We start from the raw sequence: 9,888 nt of genomic DNA on the forward strand, positions 1-9,888 counted from the left end.
AGCGCTCAGCATGGCATTGAATTAGGCGTGAAAATCCCCACCATTAACACGGATTACTATTCTTTCATGGGCACTAAATTAGAATACAGGAGACTTTATAGCGTGTATCTCAATTATGTGTTTGCTTACTAAGTGGCACAAATCCTCTTTTTAAGGGGGTTTCATTGCGAAATGCCCCTATGCGCTTATGAATTTTGATTAAAATTTGGTTATTCATAAAAGCATGAAAGCCTTTTACAAATAACTCCTTTAATTTTGTTTTTAAAAAACGCTTCTTATTTTTTCATTTTCTTTTCTATGAAAATATTCAAGCATTCTATAAGCAAGGCAAAACCAATACCCGCATACAAATAATTTTTATCAACATGCAAATGCAAGCCTTCTAAAAACAAAAACACGCCCACAACGAGCAAAAACACAAAGGCTAAAGTTTTGATGCGATAATGCCTTTCAATAAAACCGCCAACGATTTTGGAAAAAAACATCATCACGATTACGGATAAAATAATAGCAAGCGCCATGACTTCTAAGTGTTTAGCGATCCCAATAGCCGTGATCACAGAGTCTAAAGAAAAGACAATGTCTAAAAACATGATTTCTATTAAAGTGATGAAAAAGCTAAACGCTTTTTCTTGGTGTTTTTCTTTAGGGTAGATCTGCTCTTTTAATTCCACTAACGCTTTAAAAGCCAAAAACGCCCCCCCTACAAGCAACACCACATCACGCCATGAAAAGCTCATGTCCGCTATAGTGAATAAAGGCTTTTGCAAATGGCTGATGAAAAACAAGCTCCCTAAAAGCCCTATACGAGCGATCATCGCTAAGCCCAAGCCTAAAATCATGGCTTTATTTTGCTGGTGTTTGGGGAGTTTATAGACCATCACCGTGATAAAAATGATATTATCAATCCCTAGAACGATCTCTAAAAGCGTGAGCGTAGCCAAGGAGACTATGCCATGCGGTGTAGAAAGAGCGTCTAAGAGTGAGGATAAAAATTCCATAAAAGGCTACAACCAGCCTTTCTTTTTAAAATAGAGCACAGGCAAAATCGTAGAAATCGCCATGACAATCAGCGCAAAAAGATACCCGTATTGCCATTCTAACTCCGGCATGAATTTAAAATTCATGCCATAAATCGTGCCAATCAATGTGGGGGGCATCATCGCCATAGTCGCCACCGTGAAGAGCTTGATGATTTTATTTTGCTCCACATTGACTTGAGAAGCGAACAGGTTTTGAATGTTATCTAGGGAGTTGAGATTGACCGTTGTAGACTCCACCAAAGAGCTAAAATCGGTTAAAATGATATTTAAATTATTTTTAGTATCGCTATCCACTTTATTGCTCCTTAATAAAGCGGTGATAATGCGCCGTTTGTCAAAAAAGGAATCCCTTAAAGCCACATTAAATTCTTGCAAATTGGACAAGCGCACTAAAATATCATCATGCGTAGAAGTTTCTTTGAAAATGATGTTTTTGCGCAACAGGCTCGTTTGTTTGTTGATCCACTCCAAACATTCCACGCCTTTTTCAAAATACACTTCAAAGATTTTGGTTAGAATGTCAAACCCGTCTTCAAATTTTTTAGGGCTAGCCAAAACCTTTTTTTGGATAGAATCAAAGATTTCTAAAGTCCCGTAATAAATCGTGAAAAGAATGTTATTAGACAAAATAAAGGTCGCCATTTCCGTGTGGAAAGTCTCATTTTCATCCTGGTTAGTGAAAAAAGCGTTGATCGTAACGCTGGAGCTGTCTTCCCAATATTTGGTTACCGATGAAACTCGTTGGGAATGGTCTGTGTTGTAGTGGATAGCGTATTCTTGGCTTAGAGTGGCTAATTCATTGGGCGTGGGGTTGATTAATTCAAACCATAAAACTTCATTTTCTTCTATATCAAAACCATTAAAATCATTAAAGCGTTTTTTAATGACAAATTTTTGCTGTTTGAAAAACACGTTCACCATAAGCGATCCTTAGAGTTAATGGCGTTTATCCAAAACCTCAAAACAAGGTAAAATTTTGCCCTCTAACAATTCCAAGCTCGCTCCCCCACCGGTGGAAATAAAACTCATGTTGTCCTTTTCGCCCGCGCGGTTGATCGCATCAATGGTATCGCCCCCACCAATGAGCGAGAAAGCGTAAGTGTCAGCGATTTTGTGGGCTAAAAAGGTTGTGCCTCTGGCAAATTCTTGTTTTTCATGCACGCCTAAGGGGCCATTCCATAAAATGGTGGGTGCGCTCTCTATGACTTCAGAAAATAATTTCACGCTCGCAGGCCCTACATCAGCGATTTTGTGTTTAGGCTCAATGTCTTGAACAGGTGAAATTTTGATGTGTTTGGGGTTGAGAATGTCATCAGTGGTTACAGCGTCTATAGGCAAATAGACTTTGACTTTTTTTTCTTTCGCGCTTTGCAATAACTCTAGGGCGTCATTGATTAGAGCGTCTTCTACAGAAGAATCTTGCACATCATAGCCTAAGGCTTTTAAAAAGGTGTTGCTCATGGCTCCAGCAATGATGAGCTTGTCAATGAGATCTAAAATGTTTTTTAACAAGGTGAGTTTGGAGCTGACCTTAGCCCCCCCTACAATCAACAATAGAGGGCGTAAAGGGTGGTTAAACGCCTGATAAAACGAATCAATTTCTTTTTTGAGTAAAAACCCGCTCACTTTAATAGGGGCGAATTGCGCCGTGCCATAAGTGCTAGCATGCTTTCTGTGGCTCGTGCCAAAAGCGTCATTCACAAACACATCGCACAAGCTCGCTAAATCTTTAGCCAGATTTTCATCATTTTCTTCTTCGCCTTTTAAAAAGCGGATATTTTCTAAAAGAAAGATCCTTGTGGGCGCGTTTTCGTTTAAGGCTTGCTTGAGTTGCACGATATTTTGAGAAAAAACCACTTCATGATTTAAGAGTCTTTCAAGGCGTTTTAAAAAGGGTTTCAAGCTCAATTTTTCTTCAACCCCTTTAGGGCGGCCCAAGTGGCTCACTAAAATAATATCTTTAGCCTTGTTGTCAATACAAAATTGGATGGTGGGCAAGCTCTCTCTAATGCGCGTATCATCAGTGATATTCAAATTTTCATCTAAAGGCACATTAAAATCCACTCTAATAAGCACCCTTTTATGGCTCACTTCCACTTCTTGAATGTTTTTAACGTTTTGCATAAACGACATTTTAGCTAACATGAAAAATCCTTTCTTTTAATTTTGTGCTATATATTGCGCCATGTCTATCAAGCGCTCGCTATAACCCATTTCATTATCATACCATGCCAATACTTTAGCATTTTTTTCGCCTATTGTCATGATTTGATCATCAATCACGATCGCGCTAAAAGGCGAAGAAATAAAATCGCTTGAAACGAGCCTTTCTTCATCAATGCTTACAATCCCTTTAAAGGCATGCTTACTGGCGTCTTTAAGCGCATGCTGAAGGCTTGCTTTACTCACAACTTTTTTAAAATTTAAAGAAAGATCCACCAAGCTCACATTAGGGGTAGGCACTCTAATCGCAAGGCCTGTAATCTTAGGGCCTAAATGCGGTAAGACTAGCGAAATGGCTTTGCTCACGCCGGTGCTTGTAGGGATAAGGTTTAAGCCAGCCGCTCTAGCGCGCCGAATATCCTTGTGTTTGGTGTCTAAGAGGTTTTGATCGTTGGTGTAGCTGTGAATGGTCGTTAAAAGCGCGTTTTCTACTTTAAAGGCTTCATCTAAGATTTTTAATAAAGGAGCGGTAGCGTTAGTCGTGCAAGAGGCGTTAGAAATCACGCTTTCGTTATGGTAATGGGTGTGATTCACCCCATAGACAAAGGTGGGTGCATTTTGCGCAGGAGCAGAGATAATGACTTTTTTCACGCTGTTTTTAAGATGAGCGCTTGAAGCTTCTAAGGAATTGAATTTGCCGGTGCATTCTATGACAATTTCCGCATGCGCAACAGAAAAATCAAGCTTGTTAATATCTCGCTCGCTCAACACTGCAATCTTTTTACTATGCCCGATACTCAAAGTCCTATCAGCATTCAACTTGGCTTCAAAATGCCCATGCACGCTATCATGGCGGAGCAAGTGCAAAAGAGTTTCTGTTTCAGCGGTAGAATTGATCGCAACGATTTCTATATCTTTTCTTTGGCTAGCAACTCTTATAGCGCACAAACCAATGCGCCCCGTCCCGTTGATAGCGATTTTAATTGGCATGTTTTCCCTTTATTTAAAAATTGGTATTTTATCACAAATGCTCTTAAATAAAAACATTCTTAAAGGGTTCTATCCCAAACATTTATCACAAACTAAAATCAAAATCCTTGCGATAAATTTCTCTATAAGCTTTTTGAATGTTTGCAAAAACCCCACTCCCTAAAAACCCTCTAGCTAGTGGGCTTGGGTGGGGGGCTGTGATAATGATATGTTTATTTTTAGGAATTAGCGCGATCTTTTTTTGGGCGACTTTCCCTAATAACACCACGATTAAAGGGGAAGTCGTTTCAAAAAGACGCGCTAATACCCTATCGCTAAAATTTTCCCAACCAATATATTGGTGCGAAGCGGCTTGATTTTTTTCCACGCTTAAAATGGCGTTCAATAACAGCATGCCCCTTTTAGCCCATGCACTCAAATCCCCACAACAAGGCACAGGCACGCCTAAATTCGCATGCAATTCTTTAAAAATATTCCTTAAGCTTGGAGGGATGGGGGCGTTTTTTCCCACGCTAAAGCTCAACCCCATCGCCACAGGCAATTCTTGATTGTTTTCTAGGTAGGTGGAATGGTAGGGGTCTTGCCCTAAAAGAATGATTTTCACCGCATAAGGGGGCGTTAGATTGAATGCATGAAACAAATGCGAGCTTTTAGGGAAAATGGTTTTAGGGCTTTTTAGGGCTTCTAAGTAGCGTTTTTCTATTTCTAAGAAATAAGGCTTTTTAAATTCGCTTTGCAAAAACTCCCGCCAAGCCAAACTCAAAGGAGCGTAGTCAAAAAGCTTCATGCGTTTAATTCATGGTAGTGTTTTAAATACTCTTTTTGCATGCGTTCTTGTAATTCTTCATACCAGGTGGGCGAGCTAAAATCAGGCGTATAGCTTTCTAGCATGACTAAACGGGTGCGGGCCTTATAGGCTTCTAGGGGCTTGGAATTAAAGATTTTAATGGAATTGATTAACACCATGGGCTGGATTTTGAGCTGGAATTTTTCAGCGATAATCTTAGCCCCTTGTTTGAAAGGGAGGAATTTTTCTCCTCCCCTGCCTCTAGTGCCTTCAGGGAAAATCACTAAGGGGCGGTTTTGATCTAGTTTTTCTTTACATGCTTTTAAAAGGCTCACAATCCCCTTTTTATCCTCTCTGTCAATTAAGATCATTCCGGTATCGGTTAAGGCATGCCCATAAAAAGGGATTTCGCCCAGCTCTTTTTTAGCGATCCAACAAATATTACTGGGGTGGTAGGCTTCTAAATAAATAATGTCTAATAGGCTTTGGTGGTTTAAGACAATGAGTTTAGCGCCCGTGTCAAAGGAACCTATTTGTTCTAAATTAACCCCGGTGAGAGAAAAAAAACACGAACAAGCCCTACGGCTGGAGCGGGCGTTATTGTTTTTGCGGTTGAAATAATTGAAAACAATGATAACGGCTAAGCCTATAGCGATCACTAAAGCCCTATAAATCGCTCTTAAATGATTGGACTTTTTATTTGACTTCATCTTTTTTGACCCATCCTATTTGTTCATGCGGCGTTAGGATTTTATAATAATCATCATGCGAGCCTAAGATTTTAATGGGCATTTCATCTCTAGAAAGCCCTAAAATGGTGGAATTTTGCGTGGGCAGGATGCGGATTTTTTTATGAGCGAGCAATAGGGCTGACTTTTGCGTGAATAAAAGGTTATACAAAACAAACCCTAAGCACAAAATCCCAAGCCCTAAAAAAATGAGTTTGCGCCCAAAAATGAAAAACAACGCCAAGAAAAACACACACAAAGCGAGCAGTGCCACGTTAGAAAAGACTAAAAAATTGTTTTTAGGGATGAGATCGCTTTGAATACCGGTGGCGTCTTGAGTGGGAATGGCTGAAAAAGACAGCGTTTTAAACTGCCTATTAGAAAGCGAAAAATAATCAAAAGAAAGGCTTTGAAGGGTTTTAGGCAACACGCAATAATAAAACACGCTCCCTTCTTTAGCCTTGATCTGATTTAAAGAGGCGTTATCAAACCCCTGTTTTAGCGCTTCTTTGATGTTAAAATCTTCCCAATTAGCCTCTTTGAACGCTAATTCCATCACCAAAATATTGTTTTTATCGTCATAGTCTTTGGTTTTGTATTGCACAACCTGTAAATCTTTGGCCATGACATTCGCATAACGAGGGTTTTTGGACAAATCCGTTACCTGCAAAGCAACTTTGGGGGCTATGGAATAATCTATATATTTGTCTTTATTGGAAAACGCGCTCACTTCTAAGGACGGAATAATCGCTTTTATGCCTTTAATCTTGTAATAATAAGTCGCTTTGAAAAGCTCTTTTTCCACCTTTTTCCATTTAGGCATCTTGTTTAAAAGCTCAATTTGGGTTTTATCCAACCCGTCTTTGATTTTGGCTTCCAAAAACTCAGCGTCAAACAACAATAAATCATAAGTTACTCCTATGGTTTGACCGATATAAACTGGGGTGTTTTCTAAATCTTCTAATTGGGGGATTTTCACATAAGCCACTTTAGCCTTGATCTCTTCTGGCTCATGAGCGTCCTCAGCAACCAAAAAAGCCACCAAAAGGCTTAAAATCAAACTGATGATTTTAAGGATTTTGATTGAATGGGCGCAAAAACCCATTAACGATTTTTCAAATAAAAACCCCATGAGTTTTTATTTCTTCTTAGGCGCTTTTTCATCCATTTTCTCATCAACGATAGACCAGGTTTTCAAGCTGTCAATAGCGGTTTTTAGCTGAATATCATCATTGATCATTTTAGGAGTAACCTCTTTTTCCTCTTCATTTTTCTTGTCTTTATCCGCCTCTTTGGAATTAGGGGTTTTATCATCAAGTTTTTTAAGCTCTTGCTCTAAATGGTGTTTTAGATCCGCTTCTTTCAAGCTGAATTTATTTTCATTTTCTGGCGCTTTACCCGGATAAATCACAATATCAGGCGTGATCCCCTTAGCCTGAATGGTGCGCCCGCTCGGCAAATAATAGCGCGCGGTCGTGATTTTAATCGCTTCGTCTTTATTGACAGGGAGCAGCATCTGCACGCTTCCCTTACCAAAGGTTTTTTCACCGATAATGATGGCTCGCTTGTGATCTTGCAGTGCCCCTGCGACAATCTCGCTCGCGCTCGCTGAACCGCCATTGACTAACACCGCAATAGGCAAATTGGTATAAGGGGCTCTGCCATTAGCCTTGTATTCTAAATTTTCTTCTTTGTTTTTGCCTTTTTGGGAGACTAAAACCCCCTCTTTAATGAAGAGGTTAGACAAGCCTACCGCCTGGTTTAACAGCCCTCCAGGATTCCCTCTTAAATCCAACACGATCCCCTTAGCCTTAGGGTTAGCTTTTAAGCCTTCTAAAACCGATTTGGTAACATTCTTGTCAAAACCACTCACTCTCACATACAGATAAGGGGTTTCTTTAATCTTTTTCACATAGACAGAGGGGAGTTTAATGATGTCTCTAATGATATTAAACACCAAGGGTTTTGGCTCGTTTTTTCTCACAATAGTGATCTGAATAGGGGTCTTTGGCTTGCCGCGCATGAGATTGATCGCATCATCAATGCTCATGCTCAGCGTGCTTTCGTTATTGATTTTTAAAATGTTATCGCCTGACTTAACCCCAGCCTTGTAAGCGGGAGTGCCTTCTAAGGGAGCAATAACGGTCAAAACGCCATCGCGCATGCCCACCGTGATCCCAAGCCCCCCAAATTCGCCCTCGGTTTGGGCTTGAAATTCCTTAAACTTCTTTTCATTCAAATACGCTGAATGCGCGTCCAAATTAGAGAGCAAGCCCTCAATCGCTTTAGTCATGATCTCAGAAATACTGATTTTATCCACATACTTTTTTTCAATTTCTGAAACCACATTAGAGAAACGACTGAACGCTTCCACCCTTTTAGCCGCTAATTCTTGCGGATCTTCTTTAACCGGCTTGACCGGCTTTTTTTCCTTAACTTCACCGCCATGCAAACTCACAGCAAGAGAAATCGCTAACAACCCTTTAAAAAGTCGTTTTGTCATTGTTAATAGCACCACCCATTTTTGAGATTAGAAAGAATCACCTTTAAGGTTTTATTCAATTTTTTGCGTTTATTCTATCTAAAATTTAGATAACATGCCCATTCATTCACTCATTTTGAGCCTAAACGATACAACAAAAACGCATAACTCCCCGATCCATTCACATGCAAATCGCAAAGCATGCCCGTTACAAAAACATTAGAAATGGGGCTTACTTTAGAGCCTCTGTCGCAAATGAGAGCGAGATTAGGTAAGGCAGAATAAAGGGAAAACTGATCCCCCGCCTCTGCGATAGATATTGTTGTCGCTCGCTTCTTTGCTGATGAATGCGGCATCAAAGTCAAAATCTCCGATGGCTTTGGCTTGGCGCGATAAGATAAGGGCGATATTGGTATTAAATGGGGGAGCATTTTGAGAGCGTGATTTTGTCTCGTCTTAAAAAGGTTATTGGCGGTTTTAAAAGCGGTGCGGCTAAAGAATTTAATGGAGGTGGGGTAATAAAAGTTTATGCATTAGAAAGCTATGAAGAGATTTTAAAAGCCTTAAAAGAAGCGCTCATTTGGTAAGGAGAAGCAAATTTTTACAACACTAAAAGCGATAATTTTCGTGTTATAATCAGTTGGATATATTTGATAGCAATTGAGTGTTTGAAAGGTAGTTATGGAGTCAGTCAAACAAAATTTTATTGAAAAACTTAAGGTTTTTGCAACAGAATTGACTGGCCATGTTACAACTCAGTTGGGAGATTGGAAAATTAAAGGATTTATTGATATAGATAAAAATATTTATACAATTTCACCAGATACTAAAATTATTTCAAAAATTCTTGAAATCCAACTTTTCCCTAAGTTTAAAACATTTGCTAAGAAAAATGGTTATGAAATCATTATTGCTGAAAAATAAAATTGGTATCCTGATCTATCTTTTGTGTGCGAGAAAAATCCAAACATCAAGTTTGCTTGATACACAGATTAGAGATTAGCGCTCTATAACATGCATGCTAAATTTCTAATAAGGTAATCATCGTTATAATCTTTCTCATGTTTTTTAAGGGGCGTTATAATGAAAACGAACGAAGCGCAATTTAATTTGGAACAGACCTAATTGCATAATTACAACCTCTATTTACACTCCTTATCTAGTTAGCCACCCTAAAAGTAAGGATGGAAAACGGCGTTAGAATAATAGATGGCGTTGTTTGGACTGCTTCACACTTCTTCTATGAAGTAATCTTTATCAATATCGTCAGGAGTGTTCTCTTTTAATAAATGTGGGGCGTGCTCTTTGATGCTTGCTATCACGGCGCTAGGTTTTATCGTATTCACATCTCGTTGTTCCCAAATTTTCTTTGATTCTCTAAGATTTGCAAATTCGGTGGGATAAATCACATGATGGGTAGCGCAAAGCGTTTTAGGATAAGGGTGAAAGGTTGCATAAGAACTGCCATTGCTTAAAATAAAGATGTAAGGCACTTTAAGAGCCGCTGCAAAATGAGCGATACTGGATTCATTCCCTAATGCAAATTCAGCGCCCTTAATGATATAGGCGTATTCCAATAAGCTAGTTTTCCCTACTAACGATATGGCGTTTTTATGAGCTTTTACCAATTTAGCAGCTTCTTTTGCTTCTGTGGGCGTCGTCCCGCAAATCACTAGCTGAATGTCTGCGTTTAAT

The 9,888-nt window shown here is 39.4% G+C and carries 13 protein-coding genes; 3 read left to right on the plus strand and 10 right to left on the minus strand.

What is annotated here, in order from left to right:
- The coding region (locus QT76_RS08180) for an outer membrane beta-barrel protein (protein WP_154213355.1) at positions 1 to 132 on the plus strand (132 nt) is incomplete at its 5' end.
- A 143-nt stretch (positions 133 to 275) separates the two neighbouring features.
- On the opposite strand, the gene QT76_RS07500 is transcribed toward QT76_RS08180, so the two are convergent.
- From QT76_RS07500 to QT76_RS08190, 9 genes are all read right to left on the minus strand, one after another.
- A complete protein-coding gene (locus QT76_RS07500) occupies positions 276 to 1,001 on the minus strand; it encodes a TerC family protein (RefSeq protein ID WP_033617240.1) in 726 nt (241 codons plus the stop codon).
- A gap of 6 nt (positions 1,002 to 1,007) precedes the next feature.
- Positions 1,008 to 1,964 (minus strand): magnesium/cobalt transporter CorA, encoded by a 957-nt coding sequence (corA, locus tag QT76_RS07505; protein WP_000248511.1) that lies wholly within the window; start codon positions 1,962 to 1,964, stop codon positions 1,008 to 1,010.
- Between the two features lie 15 nt (positions 1,965 to 1,979).
- Positions 1,980 to 3,188, minus strand: a complete 1,209-nt coding sequence (locus tag QT76_RS07510; RefSeq protein ID WP_033617241.1) for a phosphoglycerate kinase — start codon at positions 3,186 to 3,188, stop codon at positions 1,980 to 1,982.
- A gap of 15 nt (positions 3,189 to 3,203) precedes the next feature.
- Positions 3,204 to 4,196 carry a type I glyceraldehyde-3-phosphate dehydrogenase gene (gene gap / locus QT76_RS07515; RefSeq protein ID WP_033617242.1) on the minus strand — a complete coding sequence of 331 codons (993 nt, stop codon included), beginning with the start codon at positions 4,194 to 4,196 and terminating at the stop codon, positions 3,204 to 3,206.
- A gap of 85 nt (positions 4,197 to 4,281) precedes the next feature.
- Entirely contained in the window at positions 4,282 to 4,983 is a 702-nt protein-coding gene (gene ung, locus QT76_RS07520; protein WP_033617243.1) for a uracil-DNA glycosylase, read from the minus strand.
- On the minus strand, positions 4,980 to 5,693 hold the full coding sequence (locus QT76_RS07525) for a 1-acyl-sn-glycerol-3-phosphate acyltransferase (protein WP_033617244.1): 714 nt from the start codon (positions 5,691 to 5,693) through the stop codon (positions 4,980 to 4,982). Before QT76_RS07525 ends, ung begins: the two co-directional genes overlap by 4 nt.
- Positions 5,680 to 6,843: an SH3 domain-containing protein gene (locus QT76_RS07530; protein WP_033617245.1), complete on the minus strand. Its 1,164-nt coding sequence runs from the start codon at positions 6,841 to 6,843 to the stop codon at positions 5,680 to 5,682. Before QT76_RS07530 ends, QT76_RS07525 begins: the two co-directional genes overlap by 14 nt.
- 6 nt (positions 6,844 to 6,849) lie before the next feature.
- Positions 6,850 to 8,214 carry a S41 family peptidase gene (locus QT76_RS07535; RefSeq protein ID WP_001922225.1) on the minus strand — a complete coding sequence of 455 codons (1,365 nt, stop codon included), beginning with the start codon at positions 8,212 to 8,214 and terminating at the stop codon, positions 6,850 to 6,852.
- Between the two features lie 110 nt (positions 8,215 to 8,324).
- Positions 8,325 to 8,549 (minus strand): DNA methyltransferase, encoded by a 225-nt coding sequence (locus QT76_RS08190; RefSeq protein WP_411326920.1) that lies wholly within the window; start codon positions 8,547 to 8,549, stop codon positions 8,325 to 8,327.
- A gap of 63 nt (positions 8,550 to 8,612) precedes the next feature.
- On the opposite strand from QT76_RS08190, the gene QT76_RS07540 reads away from it, so the two are divergent.
- A complete protein-coding gene (locus tag QT76_RS07540; RefSeq protein WP_031245762.1) occupies positions 8,613 to 8,780 on the plus strand; it encodes a hypothetical protein in 168 nt (55 codons plus the stop codon).
- A gap of 94 nt (positions 8,781 to 8,874) precedes the next feature.
- A complete protein-coding gene (locus QT76_RS07545) occupies positions 8,875 to 9,117 on the plus strand; it encodes a type II restriction endonuclease (protein ID WP_000446580.1) in 243 nt (80 codons plus the stop codon).
- A gap of 305 nt (positions 9,118 to 9,422) precedes the next feature.
- On the opposite strand, the gene QT76_RS07550 is transcribed toward QT76_RS07545, so the two are convergent.
- Positions 9,423 to 9,888 (minus strand): glycosyltransferase family 9 protein (locus QT76_RS07550; protein WP_033617246.1); only part of this gene is annotated, 466 nt, incomplete at its 5' end.

This window comes from Helicobacter pylori SA37A, from assembly GCF_000476015.1.
GTDB lineage: Bacteria > Campylobacterota > Campylobacteria > Campylobacterales > Helicobacteraceae > Helicobacter > Helicobacter pylori_DB.

What these genes read in the sequence shown, in the direction of transcription:
- QT76_RS08190 (WP_411326920.1), bottom strand. Translation starts at nt 8,549, where the DNA reads ATGCCGCATTCATCAGCAAAGAAGCGAGCGACAACAATATCTATCGCA.
- QT76_RS07545 (WP_000446580.1), top strand. Translation starts at nt 8,875, where the DNA reads ATGGAGTCAGTCAAACAAAATTTTATTGAAAAACTTAAGGTTTTTGCA.
- QT76_RS07510 (WP_033617241.1), bottom strand. Translation starts at nt 3,188, where the DNA reads ATGTTAGCTAAAATGTCGTTTATGCAAAACGTTAAAAACATTCAAGAA.
- gap (WP_033617242.1), bottom strand. Translation starts at nt 4,196, where the DNA reads ATGCCAATTAAAATCGCTATCAACGGGACGGGGCGCATTGGTTTGTGC.
- QT76_RS07525 (WP_033617244.1), bottom strand. Translation starts at nt 5,693, where the DNA reads ATGAAGTCAAATAAAAAGTCCAATCATTTAAGAGCGATTTATAGGGCT.
- QT76_RS07540 (WP_031245762.1), top strand. Translation starts at nt 8,613, where the DNA reads ATGGGGGAGCATTTTGAGAGCGTGATTTTGTCTCGTCTTAAAAAGGTT.
- ung (WP_033617243.1), bottom strand. Translation starts at nt 4,983, where the DNA reads ATGAAGCTTTTTGACTACGCTCCTTTGAGTTTGGCTTGGCGGGAGTTT.
- corA (WP_000248511.1), bottom strand. Translation starts at nt 1,964, where the DNA reads ATGGTGAACGTGTTTTTCAAACAGCAAAAATTTGTCATTAAAAAACGC.
- QT76_RS07500 (WP_033617240.1), bottom strand. Translation starts at nt 1,001, where the DNA reads ATGGAATTTTTATCCTCACTCTTAGACGCTCTTTCTACACCGCATGGC.
- QT76_RS07535 (WP_001922225.1), bottom strand. Translation starts at nt 8,214, where the DNA reads ATGACAAAACGACTTTTTAAAGGGTTGTTAGCGATTTCTCTTGCTGTG.
- QT76_RS07530 (WP_033617245.1), bottom strand. Translation starts at nt 6,843, where the DNA reads ATGGGGTTTTTATTTGAAAAATCGTTAATGGGTTTTTGCGCCCATTCA.